A 19,711-nucleotide genomic window follows, 5' to 3' on the forward strand; every position below is an offset into this window, starting at 1 on the left:
GGGCAGGGCGACGCCCAGCACCAGCGCGCCCAGCGCGGCGCCGAGCATGCCGCGGCGGGAGAGGTTGAGGGGCTGCCCTTCCGGCTGCCCTTCCGGCAGCGCGGTGGGGGGGAAGAAAGCGGGGCTCATGCCATCCATGGTCCGTGTCCTCCTCAGCCCTGGGCGGCCTGCCGCACGGCGGCGGCGATGGCGTTGTAGGTGCCGCAGCGGCAGAGATTGACCATGGCGGCGGCGATCTCCTCCTCCGTCGGCTGCGGGGTCTGCTTCAGCAGGGCGGTGGCCGCCATCACCTGGCCGGACTGGCAGTAGCCGCATTGCGGCACCTGGTTCGCCACCCAGGCCTCGACGACCTTCTTGCCGACCGGGTCCTGCTGCACCGCCTCGATGGTGGTGATGGGCAGGCCGGCGATGCTCTCCACCGGGGTGACGCAGGAGCGCGTGGGCTGGCCGTCCACCAGCACGGTGCAGGCGCCGCACTGGGCCGCGCCGCAGCCATATTTGGTGCCGGTCATGCCCAGCTCGTCGCGGAGCACCCAGAGCAGGGGGGTATCCGGCTCGGCCTCGATCGTGCGGGGCGTGCCGTTGATGGTGAGTTCCATGGGGTCCGTCCTTCAGGGGCGAGGTCGGTCGGAAGGCGGCGGCATGGCGGGCGGGCCATGCGGGCCGTCAGGAAAAAAAGAGCGGGCAGGAAAAAAGGTGCGGGCCTGTCCCTGGCGGGGCCCAGGTCGTAGAATGAGGCGCAACGGCAGGGGCCAGACCGAACAGTTTGGTTTTATCCTGGCGCGTGCATCTGTGTCAAACAGGATGGTTTGGGTGCACCCTCCCCAGGAATCCGGAGCCCAGGAACCCGGCGCCATGTCAGCCCAGGACGAATCCACCCGCGAGCGTATTCTGGAAGCGGCCCGCCAGGAGTTCGCACGCTACGGGATCGCGGGTGCGCGGATCAACCGGATTGCATCGGAGGCGCGCACCAGCAAGGAGCGCCTCTACGCCCATTTCGAGGACAAGCAGGCCCTGCTGGAGGGCATCAAGGCGCGGCTGATGGAGGAGATCGCCCAGGCGGTGCCGATGGAGCCGGCGGATCTGCCGGGCTATGTCGGCCGGCTGTTCGACTTCTTCCAGGCGCGGCCGGAGTTGCACCGCATCGCCGCCTGGTCCGCGCTGGAGGGGAATTGCCAGGCGGCGGTGACGCCCGAGCATCCGCGCTGGCGCTCCTATGCCGCCAAACTGGAAAAAATCCGCCGCGCCCAGGCGGAGGGGATGGTGGACCCCGGCTGGGACCCGCTGGTGCTGCTGGCCCTGCTGATCGCCCTGGCGCATAGCTGGAGCAGCGCCCCCTGCGAGGTGCATATCCTGGCCCGCACCCATGGCGTGCCGGCGGCCCGCTTCCGCGAGGCCGCCGTGGAGGCGACGCGCCGCCTGATCGCCACGCGGGCCTGACGCGCCGGCCGGCGCCATGCGCCTTGAAGTCTGCGGCGCGCGGACCGCAGGATATCGGCCCCCGTTTGGGCGCCTGCCCCGCGCGGGTGCCGGAGGAGCGTGCCATGTCTCGCCCTGTCATCCCGTGGCCCGCGCAAGGTCTGGTGCGGGCCGGTCTGCCCCTGCACGCGGTGCTGCTGGCCTTCCTGCTGCTGGCGGCCCCGGCCTGGGCCGCCAGCGTGTTCACCACCTTGCAGACGTTCAATGGCTGGGCCAGCAGTGCGCTGGAGAGCTTCCGCCAGATCGACACCCCGCTGGCCGAAACCTTCCGGCACAACCTGGATGGCGACCATATCGGCCTCGACCATGAGGGCGCGCCGCCCCGCAATTTCGAGCCCACCCGCCATCTGCTCTATCAACTGCACGACCTGAACGGCGATGGCCAGCCGGATGCCATCCTGCTGTTTGACTGGCCGGAGCTTGGCCCCGGCCCGGCCCTGCATGGCGCCGTCATGATCCTGAACCCTAACCGTGAGAGTTGGAGCCTCGGCTGCCTGATCACCGATCGCGGCATGGCGGGTGGCGGGCTGAATCTGCTGCCGGCGGGGGAGGGGGGCTGGCGGGGCTTTGAAACCTCGGAAGGGCGCTACGAATTCCGCGCGCCGCCTGACGCGCCGGGCGCCGGGACGTGCCAGCGGACCGGCCCGCCCGCCCTGGCCGGGGGCAAGACTCACGGATGGTCCCGCTTTCCGCCCCGGATCGCCGCCGCGCTGCATGCGCTGCGTCAGAGTGGCGACAGCATGGTATCGTTAATGGCCGAGAATTACGATGGTGATCGCCTGGGCCTGCGGGATGAGCACGGCTTGAGACCCACCAATTTCGACTCGAGCCTCTGGCTCGATTATCTGGAATTCGATCTGAATCAGGACGGCCTGCCAGAGATTTTCATGGTGCTCCAATGGCAGAGAGGCAATGCGCCGACGGATGCCGTGATCCTGACGCAGGAATCTGCCGATGGCCCGTGGCATATCGCCTGCTCCTTCTCGGATTGGGGCAACCGGAAGCCCGGCTACGGCCCGCGCATCCTCTCGACCCGCCGGCATGGCTGGCGGGAGTTTCAGGCGGGCGGTGAATTCTACAGCTGGGATGCCGTGCCCGGCACGCCCCGCCGCGCCCAATGCCGCCGGATGGGCTGGATTTCGCGCGAGATGGAGATCGAGGTGACGCGCCCCTTTGGTCCCGCGCCACGGATGGAACGGCTCAAGCCCATCAAGGCCCGGAGAGACAGGACGCCGCGCCAGAGCAGGATGGCGGAAAGGCCGGCATCCCCGCCCCGCTGATCCGCGTCTTGAGGGGCCGCAGGCTGGCGGGGCGTCCGCGGTTCCTTGGCCCCTGCGCCCTGGCCGCCTAGAATGCCCGCATGAGAGCCGGGTTGTGGGGTGGCATGCGTGTCTTCGGGTCTGTCCTGGCGGCTGTTTTCCTCGCGGCCTGTGGCGGTGCCGGCGAGGCTGGCCACGCGGCTCCGGCTGCCGCGCCGCCCCCGCCGGAGAGCGATTGGGAGGCCCGCGTCGCCGATGGGGTTTGCGTCCTGGTCGCCAGTGCGCGCGCCGCCAAGGTGCAGTTCGCGGTGCGTCCGGCGACGGTGGCCCTGGCCATGGGGCGGTTCGATGGCGCGGGCCCGCAGCTCAATGCTTCCCGGTCCGCCGAGATCGTGTTTTCCGGCCCTGCCGGCACCTGGTCGCTGACGGGATTACCGGTGGCGCAGCGGGCCTTTGGCCTGTCGCGGCAGCGCAAGCATGGTGGCCTGGACCTCGTGCATGCCACGCTGGCCGGCGGCGAGTTCCGTTCCCCCCAGTTGGACCTCGCCTTTTCCGTGCCCCCGGCGGCGCATGTGGGCGAGGCTTTCCTGGCCTGTGTCGCCGCCCTGCCCCCCAATTCTGCCCCCTGAAGGCGGGGTCTGGGGGGACCCTGTCCCCCCAGCGGGGCCCGGGGCAGCGCCCCGGATTTTTTCCGGCTGCTCGCTTACCCGTGGCTGAGCCGGTATCTGAGAAAACCATCCGGCGCGCTGCCGATCTCGCTGGCCTTCACCCCGATGGGCTGGAACTTCGCCGCGCCCGGCCCGTTGACGATGCTGACCACGGCCGAGGCCGGCCAGGGCGCGAGCGACCAGTTGCCATCCGCCGCCGGGTCGATGGCCTTCTGCTCGACGATGTAGCGCAGCACGACATCCCGGTTGAGATCCGGCGCTTCCAGCACGATGGTCTTGCCGTCGGCCCCGGGGAAATTGCCACCGCCGCCGGCGCGGTAATTGTTGGTGGCGATGAGGAATTCCTGCGCCTCCTCCACCGCCTTGCCCTGATAGGCCAGATCGGTGATGCGCCGCGCCCCTGGTTCCACCAGCTTGCCATCCAGGTCGTAGCGCGCGGGCTGGGTGACGTCGATGCGGTAGGTCACCCCATCCACCACGTCGAAATTGTAGGAGGGGAAACGGGTGTTGATGAGCGGCTGCTCCTCCGCCGAGGCCGGATCGATGCGGTTGAACAGCCCCGCCGAACGCTCCAGCCACTCCCGCAGCTGCGCCCCCGTCACCTTCACCACGCGCAGGGTGTTCGGATAGAGGTAGATATCCGCGACATCCTTGATGGCCAGCGGCCCCGGCTTCACATCGGTGTAGTAGTCCGGCCCGCCGCGACCGCCCGCCTTGAAGGGCGCCGCGGCGGAGAGCAGCGGCAGGCCCGCCAGCGGCGTGCCCTTCACCAGCCCCTGCACATACCAGAGCTGCGCATTGCTGACGATCTGCACCGAGGGGTCATCCGACACCGTGGCCCAGTAGCTGGTGATCGGCCCGCGCGTCTCGCCCACCGGCTGGCGGACATAGGCCAGCGTCGCCTCGTGCTCGGTGCGCGCGGCGGCGAGCACGGCGGCGCTGCTCTCGGCCCTGGCCAGGATGCGGCGGTCCGGCAGGCGCTCATAGATGGGGCGGGCCTCGGTGGCGAAGTCCGCCACCTTCCAGGCCTGGCCCTGGCGCTCCAGCACCAGGTCGATGATGCCGAGATGGCTGCCCCAGAAGCCCGCCATCACCGCCGGCACGCCGTGCAGCGTGCCGCGCTTCGCGTCCACGCCGGGGATATTGGCGAAGTCGTTGCCGGGGAAGACGAGGTGCTGATGCCCGGTCAGGATGGCATCGATGCCCGGCACCTCGGCGAGGTAGAGGGCCGCGTTCTCCGCCCCCTTCTGCGCCGCGCCGCCGGCGATGCCGGAATGGCAGAGCGCCACCACCACATCGGATTCCGCCCGCAGCTTCGGCAGGTGCTGGCGCGCGGCCTCGACGATGTCGGTGGTGGTGAGCTTGCCGGCGAGGTTCGCCTGATCCCACTGCATGATCTGTGGCGGCACGAAGCCGATGACGCCGATGCGCAGGCTGTGGCGCTGCCCGGCCTCGTCCACCATCTCGCGCGTGAAGATTCGGGTGGGGGGGACGAGCGGCGTGCCATCCGGCTTCAGCGCATTGGCGCAGACGCTGGGGAAGTTCTGCCCGCCCAGCGCGGCGGCGAGGTAGTCCAGCCCATAGTTGAATTCGTGGTTGCCCAGCGTGCCGCAGAGATAATCCAGCCCGTTCATGGCGGCGATGATGGGGTGGACATCGCCGGGCTTCATGCCGTGCGCATAGGCCATGTAGTCGCCGAGCGGGCTGCCCTGGATGACGTCGCCATTGTCGAAGAGCAGGCTGTTGGGCGCCTCGGCGCGGGCGGCGGCGATCAGCGTGGCGGTGCGGGCGAGGCCCACCGTGTCATCCGTCCGGTCCCGGTAATAGTCATAGGGATAGACGTTGACGTGCAGGTCCGTCGTTTCCAGCAGGCGCAGGCGCAGCCGGGGCGCGGCCTGGGCCTGCGCCCGTGCCTGCGGCGCGAGCGAGAGGGCAACACCGGACAGCAGAATCGCACGACGGGAAAGGGGCATGGTCTGGGCCTGCCTGGAATGGGGAGCGCAGGACGTAACATGCGCCCGCCCAGGCTGGCCAGATGAGGGATTTTTCAGAAAAGAGCGTTCTTTTTTGAAAAAAAGAACCAAAAAACTTTTTCAGTCTGGCGTCCCGCTGTGCCGGGAGACGGCGGCAGCCTGAAAAAATCTTTTTGCTTCTTTTTCTTTAGAAAAAGAAGAATCTCAAGAAAACCAATATCCCACCAGCAGCGCCGCGATGGCGCCGAGCGAGAGCGGCAGGCGCAGGCGGGGATACCAGCCCGGCGCCAGGGTGGTGCGGCTGTCCAGCAGCCATTGCCCCGCGAGGCTCACGGCCAGCAGCAGCAGCCCCGCCGGGCGCGGCAGCAGCAGCGCCACCCAGGCCAGCAGCGACGGCAGGACGGAGAGGGACAATTCCGCCCAGAGCGCCCCGCTCTCGGCGCGGGCCATGGCCAGACCCCAGCGGATGCCGCCCAGGAAGGAGAGGATGGCGGCGCCATAGGCCAGCAGCGCCGTGGCGGCCAGGGCGCCGCTCTCGCCCGGCATCAGGCTGGCCACCGCCAGGGTGAGGAAGGGCAGCAGGCCCGCGCCGCCCAGCCAGGAAGCGGCAGGGGGCACGGCGGGCAGGGAGGACATGCGGCAACTCCGGAAACAGCGATGCGTGGCAGGGAAATGGCGGCGCTCAGCCCGCCGGCAAGCCCGGGCCGGCGGGGTGCAGGCGGAAGGCCACGCGGTGCCAGGCCCGCCCGCCGGGGGGCAGCCAGCGCATCGAGGGCTTGTCCGCCAATTTACCGGTAAACCCTTCCGGGTCGCCATGCCCCGTCCAGGCCTCCAGGCAGAGGAAGGGCGCCCCCGCCGGCGACCACAGGGCGAGGTGCGGGAAGTTCCACAGCCGCATCTCGATCATGCCGCGGCCGGCATTGGCGAAGCGCAGCACGCGGCTGCGCAGGTTCAGGAAACAGAGGGCTTCCTCGGCCAGCAGGGCGCCGCTGAGCGGCAGGCGGCGTTCGCGCAGCGGCACCGCGCGGCGGCGCGCCGAGAACAGCCCGCCCGGCGCGATGACCGGCACCTCCGGCACCTCCTCCCGGCTGAACAGGGCCGCATGGCCCTCGGCCGCCGGGTCCCAGAGGAAGCCGGGATGCAGCCCCACCGCATAGGGCAGCGCCTCCACCCCCGGATTGGCGATGCGGAGGGCCACCGCCACGCCGCGCGCGGAAAGCCGGTATTCCACCCCCAGCCGGAAGGCGAAGGGAAAAGCGGCGCGGCTTTCCGCGTCATCCTCCAGCACGAGGCGCGCCCAGGACTCGCCCTGCCCGGCGAGGCGGAAGCGCCGCGCGGCGGCGAAGCCATGCACGCCCATCGGGTAGCTGTGGGCGCCGTGGCGGATCACCCCGTCCCGCGCCCAGCCGACGATCGGGAAGAGCACCGGGGCGCTGCGCGCCCACCACCGGGCATCGCCGGGCCACAGCCATTCCCGCCCCGCCGCCCGCCAGGAGCGCATTTCCGCCCCGAGCGGCGAGAGGGTGAGGCGGGCATCGTGCCGTCGCAGCGTCAGCATGCCCGGCGTGGTGCCGCCCGCCGCCGGGCCTGTCAATCCGGCTGGGTCACCCGGCCTGGAAGACGCCGCAGCGGGCGACGCCATCGCGCTCCAGCGCCCGCGCGGCGCGCAGGGCCAGATCCTCCCGCCAGGGCGGGGCGATGATCTGCACGCCAATCGGCAGCCCCGCATCCGGCCAGAGCGGCACGGCAACGACAGGCAGGCCGATGAAGGAAACCGGCTGGGTGTAAATGCCGAGATTGGGCCGCAGCGGCACGGTCTGCCCCTCCAGCACCAGCGTCTTCTGGCCGAGCAGCGGGGCGCGCGCCGGGGTGGCGGGGGCCAGGATCAGCTCCACCTCCTGGAACAGCGCCATCACCCGCGCCTGATACCAGCGGCGGAAACGCTGCGCCCGCGCCACCCAGCCCGCCGGGATGGCCAGGCCGCCGATCAGCCGGTCCCGCACATCGGGGTCGAAATCCTGCGGGCGGGCGCGCAGGCGCTCCGCATGCAGCGCCGCGCCCTCGGCGGCGGTGATGACATAGGCGGCGGCACGCGCCCGCGCGGCCTCCGGGATGTCCACCACGCGGCTGGCGCCGAGGGCTTGGGCCGCCAGCGCCACGGCCTGCTGCGCCACCGGCTCCCCCCCGCGCGCGAAATGCCCGCCCGCCACGGCGATGCGCAGGCCGCCAAGGCCCTTCTCCAGTTCTGGCAGGGTGGGCTCGATGGGGCGCGGTGCCTGCATCGGGTCTTCCGCGTCCGGGCCTTGCATCGCGTCATAGGAGAGGGCGAGGTCGGCCACGCTGCCCGCCATCGGCCCCAGATGGTCGAGCGAGGAGACGAAGGGAAAGCTGCCCTCGCGGCTGAGGCGGCCATAGGTCGGCTTCAGCCCGAACAACCCGCAGAGCGAGGAGGGCACGCGGATGGAGCCATTGGTGTCCGAGCCGAGCGCCAGCGGCACCATGCCCGCGGCCACCGCCGCGCCCGAGCCGCCCGAGGAGCCGCCCGCCATATGCGCGATGTCGCGCGGGTTGCGGGAGGGGCCGTCATGCGCGTTCTCGCCGGTGAAGTCATAGGCGTATTCGCCCATGTTCAGCCCGCCGAGCAGCACGGCCCCCGCCGCCTCCAGCCGCCGCACCAGGAAGCCATCGCGCGCGGCGGGGGCGCGGCCGCGGTTGATCAGGGAGCCGGCGCGGGTCGGCAGGCCCGCGATGTCGAACAGATTCTTGACGGCGAAAGGAACGCCCGAGAGCGGGCCGGTTTCCTCGCCGCGCGCGCGGGCCGCGTCCAGCGCATCGGCGCGGGCCAGGGCGCGCTCTGCGACGACATCGGTGAAGGCGTTGATGGTGGCATCCTGCGCGCGGATGCGGCCGAGCGAATCCTCCACCACCGCCCGCGCGGAAAGCCGCCCCGCGCGCAGCGCCGCGACGATGGCCGTGGCCGAAAGCGGTGCGCCGCTCACGCGCGGAAGACCGGGCGGAAGACCGGGGCGTATTCGGCCTCGTCCTCCAGCGGGAAATCAAGCACCAGCCGCGCCGCCGCGACGGTCGCCAGATAGCTGGTGGCCGCCGCCGCCTGCCACTCCTCGCGCAGCGGCACGCCCGCCAGCCGCGCGGCCAGGGCAACGGCCGCGCGCGCCTCCTCTTCAGTCACGGGGGGAAGGGGCTCGGTCATGGCGGGGGCCTTTCGCGGAACAAGAAAAGAGAATGTTCTTTTTTGAAAAAAAAGAACCAAAAAACTTTTTTCTGTTGAGCGTCCCGCTGCGCTGGGAGACGGCGGCAGCCTAAAAAAGTCTTTTTGCTTCTTTTTCTTCAGAAAAAGAAGAAATTAAATGGGTGGATGCGGGATGGCGGCGATGAGTTCGCGCGTGTAGTCGGCGCGCGGGGCTTCCAGCACCTGTTCGGCGCTGCCCTCCTCGACGATGCGCCCCTGGCGCATGACGATGACGCGGTCGCAGAGCAGGCGCACGACATGCAGGTCGTGGCTGACGAAGAGATAGCTCATGCCCAGGCGCAGCTTCAGGTCCTGGAGCAGGTTCAGCACCACGGCCTGGACGGAGACATCCAGCGCCGCGGTGGGCTCGTCGAGGATGACGAGATCCGGGTTCAGCGCGATGGCGCGGGCGATGCCGACGCGCGCCTTCTGCCCGCCGGAAAGCTGGTGCGGGAAGCGGTGCAGCAGGGCGCGCGGCAGGCCAACGAGATCGGCCAGTTCGTCGATGCGCGCGCGCAGCGCGGCGCCGCGCGCCTCGCCCATGCGGAGAATGGGGTCGGCGATGGCGCGGGCGGCGGTCAGGCGCGGGTTGAGGCTGTCCGTCGGGTCCTGGAACACCATCTGGATGCGCCGGCGCAGCGGTGAGGCGGCGAAGCCGCGCGCCGGCATGGCGCCGATCTCCTGCCCCAGGAAACGGATGCTGCCGGAACTCGGGTCCAGCAGGCGCATCAGCATCATCGAGGTGGTGGATTTGCCACAGCCGGACTCACCGACGAGGCCGAGGCTCTCGCCGCGCCGGATGGTGAAGCTGATGCCATCGACGGCGCGGAAGGGCGCGGGCGGCGCGCCGCGCTTCAGCCAGCGGGTGAGCAGGCCGGCGGCGCCAGCACGCGGATATTCCTTCACCAGGCTGGAGACTTCGAGCAGCGGCGGCGCATCGGGCGCGGCGGCGGGGGCCGTGGCCACCGGCTCGGGCACGGCGCCGCCCTCGGGCAGCAGGTCGCGCAGGCGGGCGCCGGGGCGCGGCGTGGCGCGCATCAGGCGGCGGGTATAGGCGTGCTGCGGCGCGCGGAAAATGCTGTGGGAAGCGGCGCTTTCCACCACCTCCCCCTGCTGCATCACCACCACGCGGTCGCAATAGGCGGCGGCGAGGCCGAGATCATGGGTGATGAGCAGGGTGGACATGCCGCGCGCGCGCGTCAGCTCGGAGACGAGGTCCATCACCGCCTTCTGCGTCGTCACGTCGAGGCCGGTGGTCGGCTCGTCGGCGATCAGCAGGCGCGGGCGGCAGGCCAGCGCCAGGGCGATGACGATGCGCTGACACATGCCGCCCGAAAGCTCGAAGGGATAGGCGTCATAGCGCTCGGCGGCGCGGGCGATGCGCACCTGTTCCAGCGCCTCGATCGCCTTGGCGCGGGCATTGGCGCGTGTCGCCTGGCCATGGCGCAGCAGCACATCGGCGATCTGCCGGCCGACGGTGCGGATCGGGTTCAACGCGGCGCGCGGGTTCTGGAAGATCATCGAGATCTCCCGCCCGCGGATATCCTGCATCTCGCCCTCGCCCAGCTCGCGCAGTGGCACGCCGGAGAAGGCGATGGAGCCTTCCGCGATGCGCCCGGCGCGGTCGAGGATGCGCATCACCGCGTAGGAGGTGACGGATTTGCCCGAGCCGCTCTCCCCCACCACGCCGAGCGTCTCGCCCCGCGCGATGGAGAGGGAGACGCGGCGCACCGCGCGCACCGGGCCGCGCCGCGTGGCGAATTCGACGGTCAGGTCCTGCACGTCGAGCAGCGGGACATGGGGGGTGTCCATGGGGGGGGTGTCCATGGGGGGGGTGTCCATGGGGGGGCTGTCCATGGGTTCAGCTCCGGCGCTGCGGGTCGACGATGTCACGCAGCCCATCGCCGAGCAGGTTGAAGGTGAAGACGGCGAGCATGAGGGCGAGGCCGGGGAAGAGCGCCACCCACCATTCGCCGGAGACGATGTAGGAGGCGCCTTCCGCCACCATGATCCCCCATTCCGGCGTCGGCGGCTTGACGCCGAGGCCGATGAAGGAAAGGCCCGCCGCGTTGAGGATGGCATAGCCCATGGTGAGCGACATCTGCACCGCCATGATGGGCAGGATGTTGGGCAGGATGGTGGTGAGCAGCACGCGGATCTCGCCATTGCCGGTGAGGCGCGCGGCCTGGACATAGCCGGCCTCGCGCCGCACCGCCGCCTCGGCGCGGGCGATGCGCGCATAGAGCGGGAAATTGACGATGGCGGTCGCGATGACGATGTTCGTCACCGTGTTGCCGAGGGCGGCGACGATGCCCATGGCCAGCACGAAGAGCGGGAAGGCCATGATGGTATCGGCCAGCCGGCCGACGATGCGGTCCGTCCAGCCGCCGAAGAAACCGGCGGCGACGCCGGCGAGGCCGCCGAGCAGGAAGACCAGCGCGACGGAGAAAATGGCGATGCCCATATCGAGCCGCGCGGCGACGACGACGCGCGAGAGGATGTCGCGCCCCAGGTGATCCGTGCCGAAGGGGTGGCGGGCGGAGGGGGCGGCGAGGGCGCGGGTGGTGTCGCTGGCCAGCGGGTCATGCGGTGCCAGCACGGGGCCGAGCACGGCGCAGAGCAGCAGCAGCAGGAAGAGCAGGAAGGCGAGCGCCGTGACCGGATTGCCCGCCACCACATGCCGCGCGTGGCGCAGCAGGGCGGCGAGGGGGGAGGGGGCCTCGGCGGGCAGGGCTGGGGTCTCGGCCATCACGCCACCTTGCGCATGCGGGGGTCGATCAGCCCGTAGAGCAGGTCGATCGCCAGGTTCAGCAGGATGTAGAGGATCGCCATGGTCAGGACGAAGCCCTGCACCGGCGCGAAGTCGGAGGCGATCAGCGCCTCCACCGCGTAGGAGCCGATGCCGGGCCAGGCGAAGACCTTCTCCACCAGCACATTGGCGCCGAGCAGGAAGGAGAAGACCATGCCGAGCGTCGTCAGCACCGGCAGCATGGCGTTGCGGAAGGCGTAGGTGAGGACGACGCTGCGCGCGCCGAGGCCGCTCGCCCGCGCGGTGCGGATGAACTCGGCGGAGAGGGCGGCGAGCATGGCCGCTCGCGTCATGCGCGCCAGCGGCGCGAGGGCGAAGAGGCCGAGCGTCGCCGCCGGCAGGAGGATCTGCGCCAGCGCCGCGTGGAAGACTTCCATATCCCCCGCGAGAAGGCTGTCCACGAGGAGAAAACCGGTGCGCGCGGGCGGCTCGCTGAGGAAGCTGTCCAGCCGGCCGAGCGGCGCGGGCGACCAGCCGAGCAGGTAGTAGAAGACATAGACCGCCAGCAGCCCGGTGAAGAAGACCGGCAGCGAGACGCCCGCCGTGGTCAGCAGGCGGCAGGCATGGTCGATCCACGAGCCCTGCCGCAGGGCGGCGAGGATGCCGAGCGGCACGGCCACCGCCACGGCGAGGAAGAGGCCGAGCAGCGTCAGCTCGGCCGAGGCCGGCAGGCGCGCGGCGATTTCCGCCGCGACCGGCTGGCCGGTGGTCAGCGACACGCCGAGATCCCCCTTCACCAGGGCGGCGATGTAGCTGGCGAACTGCGCCCAGAGCGGCTGATCCAGGCCGAGCTGCGCGCGGATGGCGGCGATCGCCTCCGGCGAGGCCACGGGCCCGGCGAAATAGATCGCCGGGTCGCCGGGCAGCACGCGGGTGAGCAGGAAGGTGACGATGATCACCCCCGCCAGGCTGGGCAGTGCCGTGCCCAGCCGTGTCAGCGCGGTGCGCAGCATCGGCCTGCCCCCTCAGCCCTTGGTGAAGGCGCGGAAGTCAGGCTCGCGGCAGGGCCAGAACTGGTAGCCGCCGATATTCTTCTGCATCGCCATGTCGTGCAGCGGCTGGGCCAGCGGCAGCACCGGCACCTCCTGCTGCGCCATGGCGACGAAGCCCTTCACCGCCGCCTCGTATTCCGCCCTGTCGCCAGTGAAGCGGGCGGCGTCGATCAGCCTGTCCATCGCCGGGTTCTGGTAGGAGGCGACGTTGAAGACCGAGTTGCTGCCGTGGAAGTTCCAGAAGAAATAGTAGTCCGGCCAGTCCAGCCAGCCGGCGAAGCGGTTGATCACCATGGGCGCCGTCTTCTTCGCCAGCTCGCCGCGGAAATTGGCGCCGGGCACCTTGTTCAGCTCCACCGTGATGCCGAGCGGGGCGAGGGCCTCCTTCACCAGCACGGCGATCGGCTCGGCCACCGTGGCCTGCCCGGCATCGAAGAGGACGGAGGTGGTGATGCCGCCCGGCGCCACCTGCTGCACCAGGGCGCGCGCCTTCTCGATGTTGGTGGTGTAGGGGAAGGGCTGCGGCCAGGCGGTGCTCGGCCCGCCCTCGGCGCCCCACATGCCGACGCCGCGGCCATAGAGCGCGGCCTGCATGATCTTCTCATACGGCATGGCCCAGGCGACGGCCTGGCGCAGCCGGGCATCGGTGAAGGGGCCGGTCGCGCTGTTCATGGCGCAGTACCAGATGCCGTTCGGCACCGGCACGCCCACCACCTTCACCTTGCCGGCGGCGGCGAGGTCGGAGAAATCCTTGGGCGGCAGCAGGGCGGAGACATCGGCATCGCCACGCTCCAGCAGGGCGCGGCGGGTGGAGGGCGAGGGGATGTCGCGCGTGATGATGCGGCGCAGCTGCGGCTTCTGGCCCCACCATTCCTCGTTGCGGACATAGATGGTCTCGGTGCCCGGCTTCCAGCTTTCCACCTTGAAGGCGCCGGAGCCGGCGACGTTGTTCTTCAGCCACTCCTTCGCCCAGGGGTCGCCGCCGGAGTTGCGGATGGCCGTCTCGCTGTCGATCACATAGGGGATGGTGACACCGAGATTGGGCATCAGCAGCTTGTCGCGGCGGATGAAGTCGATGCGGAAGGTCCTGTCGTCCAGCGCGACGAACTGTTCCGGCTTCTCCATGCTGCCGGCGGCCATCTGGGTGGTGGCGAAGCCGCCGATGGAGACGGCGCGGTCGAGCGACCACTTCACGTCCTTCGCCGTCACCGGCCGGCCGGAATGGAACTTGGCGTCGCGCAGCTTGAAAGTGACGCTCATGCCATCGCTGGCTTCCTGCCAGCTCTCGGCCAGTTCCGGCTCCAGTTCGTGCAGGGTGAAGGTGCTGCCGCCGCCATCGGGCAGCGGGACTTTTTTGTAGCCCAGCAAACGATCATAGCAGTTCAGCGCCACGCCGTTCACCGGCTGGGAGGCGCCGATGCCCTGCATGTCCAGGCTGTTCGGGCCGTATTCCTGCACCAGCAGCAGGGTCTCGGCGCGGCTGGCCGACTGCGCGGCGGCCGGGGAGGCGCGCAGGGCGGGGGCGGCGAGGGCGCTGGCCGTGGCGGCCAGGAAGGCGCGGCGTTGCATGGGCGTTCTCCCGTCGGGTGCAGCGGAGGAAAGGGGGGAAGGGGCGGGGCGGCGCATCAGGCGAGGGCCGTGCCCTGGCTGGCGAGCCAGGCGCGCCAGCCGCCACTGAAAGAAATATCCTCGGCATCGCGCACGCCCTCGGCCTCGGCGAGGAAGCCCTTGGGCGCGGTGCCATCCTCCAGCAGCAGCGTGCCGAGGCCGAGCGGCGCGGGGATGGCGGCCAGCAGCGCGCCGATGCAGGGCAGCGGCACGGACCAGACCTCGACGGCGATGGCGTGCCCCGCGCCGGGTGCGACGCGCAGCAGGCCGGGGCGGAAGGGCGGGCCGCCGCGCAGGCGGTAGAGGCGGTAGCAGTCCCGCGTGCGCGCGGCGCGCAGGAAGCGGGCATTCAGCGCCAGCAATTCCCCGTTCAGCGGCAGGCCGGACATATGCGCGCCGACGACGACGATCTCCATGCCGCCCTGTTCCATCGCGCCGCTCATGCCGCGGCCTCGAAGCGCAGGCCGAGGGCGGCCAGGGCGGCATCGCCGCCGCCGGGGCCGATGAAGGTGGCGCCGGCGGGCAGGCCATCCGGGCGCGCCGGCCCCGGCACGGCCAGGGCGGCGAGGCCCAGCAGGTTGACGAAGTTGGTGAAGGTGCCGAGCCGCGCATTGGGCGTGATCGGGTCCGCCGCGAGGTCTTCCAGCGTCGGGAAGAGGGGGGCGGTGGGCACGGCCAGGGCGTCCACCACCTGCCAGATGGGGCGGGTGGCAAGGCGCAGTTCTTCCAGCCGGTGCAGGGCGCGGAAGGCATCGGCGGCGCTGTGGCGGCGGCCATTGGCCTCGATGATGCCGCGCGTCACCGGCAGCACCGCCTCTGCCGGGGCAGACTGAAAGAAAGATTCGAGCGAGGCGAGGCGCTCGGCCACCCAGGCGCCTTCATAGAGCAGGGCGGCGGTTTCAAAGAAGGGCGCGAAGGAGAGCGGCACGAGTTCCAGCCCCAGGCCGCTGAGGCGCGCCAGCGCGGCGTCCCAGGCGGCTTCCGCGGCGGGGTCGAAGCGCGGGCGGCTGGCCTCGTCGGGGATGCCGAGGCGGCGGGCCGGGCGGGTGGCGGCGGGCGCGCCGGTGGGGATGTCGCGCGACCAGGGGTCTTCCGCATCCGGCCCGGCCATGGCGGCGAAGACTTCCCACGCCTCGGCGACGCCCTGGGTGAAGATGGAGACGCAGTCGAGCGAGCGGCAGGCGGGGATGACGCCCCGGCTGGAGACGGCGCCCGGCGTGGGCTTCAGCCCGGTGAGGCCGCACAGCCCGGCGGGGACGCGGCCGGAGCCGGCGGTGTCGGTGCCGAGGGCGAAGGGCACCAGCCCGCGCGCCACGGCGACGGCGGAGCCGGAGGAGGAGCCGCCTGGCACCCGCCCCGGCGCGCGCGGGTTGCGCGGCACCGGGTAGGGGGTGCGGACGCCGACGAGGCCGGTGGCGAACTGGTCGAGATTGGTCTTGCCGATGGGGATGGCGCCGGCCTCGACCAGCTTCCGCACCGCCCCGGCATGGCGGGTGGGGGCCTGGGTGAAGGCGGGGCAGGCGGCGGTGGTCGGCATGCCGGCCACGTCGATATTGTCCTTCACCGCGAAGGGAATGCCCCAGAGCGGCAGGCTGCCGCGCTGTGCCGGGTCCAGCGCCGTCAGGCTTTTTTCGAGGGTGGCCTCGTCGGCGACATGCAGGAAAATGCCGGGGTCGTCGCAGGCGGCGAGGTGGCGGCGCAGGGCCCGCAGCAGCCGGGCCGGGTTTTCGCCCGCCGCGTAGAGGCGGCGGTAGCCGGCGAGGTCACCGGGAAAGGAGAGGGTGGACGGCTCCATGCACAGGCCCCGCGGTGCTGCCCCCTCCGGGCTGGCGGGGCTGGCGGAGACTGAGCAAACGGCGTGCCACGGTTTTTGCCGCGCAACGAGCAGGGCAGGCCGCCCGTGGCTTGAGGGGGCTTTGCCCCCTCACCCCCAGCAGGGGGCAGGGCCCCCTGCACCCTCCTTCCGTTGGGTTTCCAAAGGCCTCAGGCCTTTGGTGGCTGCGCGGCACTGCCGCGCAGGTTTGAGAGGGGCAAAGCCCCTCTCAAGACTCCGTTCCCGTTTTCGAACCCTTTCTCAGGCGGCGAGGAACGGGCTGATTGTATGCATCTCGACAAAAAGAGCGCAAAATTTGTGCATCAGGCCGGGATGGCGGCGGCGGGACGGCTGGCGACGCTCTCCCAGGAGGCACCGCTGGAGAGGATATGGTGGCGCATGGCCTCGGCGGCGGGGCCGGCCTCGGCGCGCAGCAGGGCGGCGACGACCACCGCATGCTCGGCATGGGAGCGGGCGAGGCGCTCCGGGGCCTCGAACTGGGCGCCGCGGAAGGGGGCGAGCTGGCGGTGGGTGGCCAGGGCGACCTCGGCGAGGTGGGGGTTGTGCGCGCCCTCGTAGAGCAGGGCGTGGAAGCGGCGGTTGGCCTCGCGGTAGGCGGCGCGGTCGCCGGCGCGCACCATCGGGGCCATGGCGTGGTGGAGGGCTTCCAGGGTGGCGCGCTCGCGCGCTGTCATGCGCAGGGCGGACCAGCGGGCGCAGAGGGCTTCCAGCTCGGCGAGCAGCTCGAAGGCGCCGCGCAGGCGCTCGGGCGCCGGGCAGGCGACGACGGCGCCGCGATGCGGCCGCAGTTCCACGAGCCCCGTGGCGGTGAGTTGCCGCAGCGCCTCGCGCACCGGGGTGCGGGAGACGCCGGCCTCGTCGGCGAGGGCCTGTTCATCGAGCCGCTGCCCCGGCCGCAGGGTGCCGCCGACGATCCGTTCCGCGAGGGTGGCGGCGAGGGCTTCGGCGCGGGTGCGGGGCGGCAGGGACAAGGCGGATCTCCCGATGGCCTCCTTTCACTAAGCCCCGGCACCGGTCCCCGAAAGCCCTGAAACGGATGCGGGGGTCCGGGGGAACTCAGTTCCCCCGGCGGGGAGGTCAGGAGGGGCGGAGCCCCTCCTGCCTTTCTTCCCGTTCTCCCCCCATCCTGACGCAGTGATCCGCCAGCTTCGCCGCCGCCTCCCCCTCATGGGTGACGAGCAGCACCGCCAGCCCGTCCTGGTCGGCCAGCCCGCGCAGCAGCCCGAGGGTTTCGCGCCGCGTCGGCGGATCGAGCCGCGAACACGGCTCATCGGCGACGAGCAGGGCGGGCCGCAGCGAGAGCACCCGCGCCAGGGCGAGGCGCTGCGCCTCCCCACCGCTGATGGCGTCCGGCGCTCTCTCCAGCAGGGCGGGCGCGACCCCCAGCCGCTCCAGCAGCCCCGGCAGGCGGCTGGCGCTGTCCGGCCGCAGGCGGGCGAGGTCGCGCAGGCTGTGGCCGATCGGCCGCCCGGCGGGGAAGACGGCGGTGGGGTCCTGGTGCAGCTTCTGGAAGCGCGGGCGGAGGGTGGCGCGGGTGCGCCGGTCCAGCCCCTGGCCGAGCCAGGAGAGCCGCCCGGCGGCCGGCGGCGCGAGGCCGAGCAGGGTATCCCCCAGCGTGGTCTTGCCGGCGCCGCTCGGCCCGAGCAGGGCGGTGAGGGTGCCGCCGCGCAGGGCGAGGTCGAGCGGCCCGGCGAGATGCCGCCCGCCCCGCCGCAGCGCGAGGCCCTCGGCGCGGGCGATCTCGGCGCCGGGGGTGGCGGGGGGGCGGGGCGGCCAGTGGCGCGGCTCGGCGGCGACGCAGGCGCGGGCGAAGGCGGAGGCTGGCGCGGCGAGCAGGGTGGCGGCCTCCCCCGCCTCGGCGATGCGCCCTTCCTCCAGCACGGCGAGGCCGCCGCCCAGGGCGCGCGGCACGGCGAGGTCGTGGGTGATGATCAGCAGCGCCCGCCCCTGGCCGCGCAGCGCGGCGAGCAGGGCGAGAAGCTCATCCCGCCGGGCGTCGTCCAGGCCCTTGGTCGGCTCGTCGGCCAGCAGGATGGGGGCGGCGGCGGGCAGGGCGAGGGCGGCGAGCAGGCGCTGGGCCATGCCGCCCGAAAGCTGGAAGGGCAGGCGGCGGGCGGCGGCGGCGTCCAGCCCGAAGCGGGCCAGCCAGGACAGGGCCGCCGCCTTGCCCCAGCCTTTCCCTTCCCAGCCTTTCCCCTCCCGCTCTTTCCTCTCATTGCCCAGGGATGCGCGCGGCGGGGCGAGGCGGAGTTGCCCGAGCGCCGGCAGCAGCGGCGCCAGGGCGGCGCCCGGCTCCTGCGGCAGCAGGCAGGTCTGGTGGTGCCAGAGGCGGCGCAGGGCGCGCTGGTCCGCCGCCGGGATGGTGTGGCCGCCGAGGCGGACCCAGCCGCTGGCCGCCATGCAGGCCGGCAGCAGCCCCATGATGGCGGCGGCGATCAGGCTCTTGCCGCCGCCGGAGGCGCCGATCAGGCAGAGGCTTTCCCCCGGCCGCACGGCGAGGCTGATGTCGCGCAGCAGGGGCTTGCCGTCATGGGCGAGGCTGAAGCCCTCCAGCCGCAGCCCGGTGGTGGGAAGCCCGGTGGTGGGAAGCCCGGTGGTGGGAAGCCCGGTGGTGGGGAAGGCGCTCATGCCTCCTCTCCGACGGGGGCGCGGGGCGGCTCGCCGGCCAGGGCCTCGCCGAGCAGGGTGGCACACCAGGTGGCGAGGAAGATGGCGGCGGCGGGGGCGGCCAGCATATGCGGCGAGTCCTGGAGGTAGGGCAGGGCCTCGGCGATCATGCCGCCCCATTCCGGGCGCGGCGGCAGCAGGCCGATGCCGAGGAAGCCAAGGGAGGAGACGGTCAGCAGGTTGCCCCCCAGTTGCAGCGCGGCGAGGGAGAGGAGCGGCCGGGCCAGGGCCGGGGCGGCGTGGCGGCGCAGCCGGTAGGCAGGACCGAAGCCGAGCAGCAGGCTGGCCTCGGCCTGGGGGGCGGCGAGGGCGGCGCGGGCGAGGGGCTCGCAGAGCTGGGCGAAGGCGGGCCAGCGCGTCAGCACCAGCCCGGCCAGCACGGTGCCGGCGCCGCCGCCGAGCAGCTCGGCCGCCAGCAGCACCAGCAGCAAAGCGGGGCAGGCATAGATGGTGGTGGCGAGGCCGAGCAGCAGGCGGCGCGGCAGGCCGTGCAGCGCGGCGGCGGCCAGCCCCGCGAGCAGGCCGAGCAGGCCGGAGGCGGCGCTGGCCGCCAGGGCGAGGCCGAGGGAAAGCGGTGCCGCCGCCACGGTGCGGGCGAGGATGCTGCGGCCCAGCGCATCGGTGCCGAGCCACCATTCGGCGCCGGGCGGGGCGCCGGCGGCCAGGAGGTCCTGCTCCAGCGGGTCCACCGCCAGCAGGGCGGGGCCGGCGAGGGCGGTGCCGCCCAGCAGCAGCGCCAGAGCGAGGCCGAGCCAGGGGATGGGCCGGTGGGCATGGCCGGGGCGGTGGCTCATGCGGCCTCTTGCCGGGCGGCGGCGCGCAGGCGCGGATCGAGCAGCCGGAGAAGAAGCTCGGCCAGCAGGGTGGCCAGCGCCAGCAGCAGGGCGAAGGTCAGCCCCAGCCCGGCGACGACGGGAATATCCCGCGCCAGCAGGGCGCGCAGCAGCAGCAGGCCGATGCCATCGAGGTTGAAGAGCAGTTCCGTGGCCAGGAAGCCCTCCACCACCTGCATGGCCAGCAGCGGCAGATAGGCGGCCACCGGCAGCAGGGCCGGGCGGGCCACGACGCGCAGCGCGACGCGCCAGGGCGGCACGCCGCGCATGCGGGCGAAGCGGGCGGGCCAGCCGGCGGCGGCCTCGGCCACGCCATGGCGGGCGACGCGGGCCAGCCCC

19 protein-coding genes are annotated in these 19,711 nt (G+C 72.1%); 3 read left to right on the plus strand and 16 right to left on the minus strand.

What is annotated here, in order from left to right; translation table 11 throughout:
- Positions 1-152: 152 nt before the first annotated feature.
- The gene (locus tag NON00_RS20815; protein WP_256024659.1) at positions 153-599 is read right to left on the minus strand and encodes a (2Fe-2S)-binding protein; all 447 of its coding nucleotides are present in this window, start codon (positions 597-599) and stop codon (positions 153-155) included.
- A gap of 256 nt (positions 600-855) precedes the next feature.
- On the opposite strand from NON00_RS20815, the gene NON00_RS20820 reads away from it, so the two are divergent.
- The 3 genes from NON00_RS20820 to NON00_RS20830 all read left to right on the plus strand — a co-directional run bounded on the left by NON00_RS20820 (position 856) and on the right by NON00_RS20830 (position 3,367).
- A complete protein-coding gene (locus NON00_RS20820; protein WP_256024660.1) occupies positions 856-1,440 on the plus strand; it encodes a TetR/AcrR family transcriptional regulator in 585 nt (194 codons plus the stop codon).
- Between the two features lie 104 nt (positions 1,441-1,544).
- Positions 1,545-2,759, plus strand: a complete 1,215-nt coding sequence (locus NON00_RS20825; RefSeq protein WP_256024661.1) for a hypothetical protein — start codon at positions 1,545-1,547, stop codon at positions 2,757-2,759.
- Between the two features lie 104 nt (positions 2,760-2,863).
- Complete coding sequence (locus NON00_RS20830) at positions 2,864-3,367, plus strand: hypothetical protein (protein ID WP_256024662.1); 504 nt, start codon at positions 2,864-2,866, stop codon at positions 3,365-3,367.
- Positions 3,368-3,441: 74 nt separating this feature from the next.
- On the opposite strand, the gene NON00_RS20835 is transcribed toward NON00_RS20830, so the two are convergent.
- From NON00_RS20835 to NON00_RS20905, 15 genes are all read right to left on the minus strand, one after another.
- Positions 3,442-5,379: a bifunctional 2',3'-cyclic-nucleotide 2'-phosphodiesterase/3'-nucleotidase gene (locus NON00_RS20835; RefSeq protein ID WP_256024663.1), complete on the minus strand. Its 1,938-nt coding sequence runs from the start codon at positions 5,377-5,379 to the stop codon at positions 3,442-3,444.
- Between the two features lie 204 nt (positions 5,380-5,583).
- Positions 5,584-6,015 carry a DUF3429 domain-containing protein gene (locus NON00_RS20840; RefSeq protein WP_256024664.1) on the minus strand — a complete coding sequence of 144 codons (432 nt, stop codon included), beginning with the start codon at positions 6,013-6,015 and terminating at the stop codon, positions 5,584-5,586.
- Between the two features lie 46 nt (positions 6,016-6,061).
- Complete coding sequence (locus tag NON00_RS20845; protein WP_256024665.1) at positions 6,062-6,973, minus strand: aldose 1-epimerase family protein; 912 nt, start codon at positions 6,971-6,973, stop codon at positions 6,062-6,064.
- A 10-nt stretch (positions 6,974-6,983) separates the two neighbouring features.
- Positions 6,984-8,378, minus strand: a complete 1,395-nt coding sequence (locus tag NON00_RS20850) for an AtzE family amidohydrolase (protein WP_256024666.1) — start codon at positions 8,376-8,378, stop codon at positions 6,984-6,986.
- Positions 8,375-8,590 carry an AtzG-like protein gene (locus NON00_RS20855; RefSeq protein WP_256024667.1) on the minus strand — a complete coding sequence of 72 codons (216 nt, stop codon included), beginning with the start codon at positions 8,588-8,590 and terminating at the stop codon, positions 8,375-8,377. The genes NON00_RS20850 and NON00_RS20855 overlap by 4 nt, the downstream gene beginning before the upstream one ends.
- Positions 8,591-8,743: 153 nt before the next feature.
- The gene (locus NON00_RS20860) at positions 8,744-10,456 is read right to left on the minus strand and encodes an ABC transporter ATP-binding protein (RefSeq protein WP_256024668.1); all 1,713 of its coding nucleotides are present in this window, start codon (positions 10,454-10,456) and stop codon (positions 8,744-8,746) included.
- A 34-nt stretch (positions 10,457-10,490) separates the two neighbouring features.
- Positions 10,491-11,378, minus strand: a complete 888-nt coding sequence (locus NON00_RS20865) for an ABC transporter permease (protein WP_256024669.1) — start codon at positions 11,376-11,378, stop codon at positions 10,491-10,493.
- Positions 11,378-12,391, minus strand: a complete 1,014-nt coding sequence (locus NON00_RS20870; RefSeq protein WP_256024670.1) for an ABC transporter permease — start codon at positions 12,389-12,391, stop codon at positions 11,378-11,380. The genes NON00_RS20865 and NON00_RS20870 overlap by 1 nt, the downstream gene beginning before the upstream one ends.
- A 12-nt stretch (positions 12,392-12,403) precedes the next feature.
- A complete protein-coding gene (locus NON00_RS20875; protein ID WP_256024671.1) occupies positions 12,404-13,999 on the minus strand; it encodes an ABC transporter substrate-binding protein in 1,596 nt (531 codons plus the stop codon).
- Positions 14,000-14,055: 56 nt separating this feature from the next.
- Positions 14,056-14,481, minus strand: a complete 426-nt coding sequence (locus NON00_RS20880) for an amidase (protein WP_256024672.1) — start codon at positions 14,479-14,481, stop codon at positions 14,056-14,058.
- The gene (gene atzF, locus NON00_RS20885) at positions 14,478-15,833 is read right to left on the minus strand and encodes an allophanate hydrolase (RefSeq protein WP_256024673.1); all 1,356 of its coding nucleotides are present in this window, start codon (positions 15,831-15,833) and stop codon (positions 14,478-14,480) included. Before atzF ends, NON00_RS20880 begins: the two co-directional genes overlap by 4 nt.
- 341 nt (positions 15,834-16,174) lie before the next feature.
- Positions 16,175-16,843, minus strand: a complete 669-nt coding sequence (locus NON00_RS20890) for a GntR family transcriptional regulator (protein WP_256024674.1) — start codon at positions 16,841-16,843, stop codon at positions 16,175-16,177.
- 106 nt (positions 16,844-16,949) lie between these two features.
- Positions 16,950-18,500 carry an ABC transporter ATP-binding protein gene (locus NON00_RS20895; protein WP_256024675.1) on the minus strand — a complete coding sequence of 517 codons (1,551 nt, stop codon included), beginning with the start codon at positions 18,498-18,500 and terminating at the stop codon, positions 16,950-16,952.
- Complete coding sequence (locus NON00_RS20900) at positions 18,497-19,333, minus strand: ABC transporter permease subunit (RefSeq protein ID WP_256024676.1); 837 nt, start codon at positions 19,331-19,333, stop codon at positions 18,497-18,499. Before NON00_RS20900 ends, NON00_RS20895 begins: the two co-directional genes overlap by 4 nt.
- Positions 19,330-19,711 (minus strand): ABC transporter permease subunit (locus NON00_RS20905; RefSeq protein WP_256024677.1); only part of this gene is annotated, 382 nt, incomplete at its 5' end. The genes NON00_RS20900 and NON00_RS20905, both read right to left, overlap by 4 nt.

The sequence above is a fragment of the Roseomonas sp. GC11 genome, from assembly GCF_024437745.1.
Lineage (GTDB): Bacteria > Pseudomonadota > Alphaproteobacteria > Acetobacterales > Acetobacteraceae > Pseudoroseomonas.

Bases quoted from the DNA above. Each gene is read 5' to 3' on its own strand.
- NON00_RS20875 (WP_256024671.1), bottom strand. From the start codon at position 13,999: ATGCAACGCCGCGCCTTCCTGGCCGCCACGGCCAGCGCCCTCGCCGCC.
- NON00_RS20880 (WP_256024672.1), bottom strand. From the start codon at position 14,481: ATGAGCGGCGCGATGGAACAGGGCGGCATGGAGATCGTCGTCGTCGGC.
- NON00_RS20900 (WP_256024676.1), bottom strand. From the start codon at position 19,333: ATGAGCCACCGCCCCGGCCATGCCCACCGGCCCATCCCCTGGCTCGGC.
- NON00_RS20840 (WP_256024664.1), bottom strand. From the start codon at position 6,015: ATGTCCTCCCTGCCCGCCGTGCCCCCTGCCGCTTCCTGGCTGGGCGGC.
- NON00_RS20895 (WP_256024675.1), bottom strand. From the start codon at position 18,500: ATGAGCGCCTTCCCCACCACCGGGCTTCCCACCACCGGGCTTCCCACC.
- NON00_RS20830 (WP_256024662.1), top strand. From the start codon at position 2,864: ATGCGTGTCTTCGGGTCTGTCCTGGCGGCTGTTTTCCTCGCGGCCTGT.
- NON00_RS20825 (WP_256024661.1), top strand. From the start codon at position 1,545: ATGTCTCGCCCTGTCATCCCGTGGCCCGCGCAAGGTCTGGTGCGGGCC.
- NON00_RS20835 (WP_256024663.1), bottom strand. From the start codon at position 5,379: ATGCCCCTTTCCCGTCGTGCGATTCTGCTGTCCGGTGTTGCCCTCTCG.
- NON00_RS20855 (WP_256024667.1), bottom strand. From the start codon at position 8,590: ATGACCGAGCCCCTTCCCCCCGTGACTGAAGAGGAGGCGCGCGCGGCC.
- NON00_RS20870 (WP_256024670.1), bottom strand. From the start codon at position 12,391: ATGCTGCGCACCGCGCTGACACGGCTGGGCACGGCACTGCCCAGCCTG.
- NON00_RS20815 (WP_256024659.1), bottom strand. From the start codon at position 599: ATGGAACTCACCATCAACGGCACGCCCCGCACGATCGAGGCCGAGCCG.
- NON00_RS20820 (WP_256024660.1), top strand. From the start codon at position 856: ATGTCAGCCCAGGACGAATCCACCCGCGAGCGTATTCTGGAAGCGGCC.
- NON00_RS20865 (WP_256024669.1), bottom strand. From the start codon at position 11,378: ATGGCCGAGACCCCAGCCCTGCCCGCCGAGGCCCCCTCCCCCCTCGCC.
- NON00_RS20860 (WP_256024668.1), bottom strand. From the start codon at position 10,456: ATGGACACCCCCCCCATGGACACCCCCCATGTCCCGCTGCTCGACGTG.
- atzF (WP_256024673.1), bottom strand. From the start codon at position 15,833: ATGGAGCCGTCCACCCTCTCCTTTCCCGGTGACCTCGCCGGCTACCGC.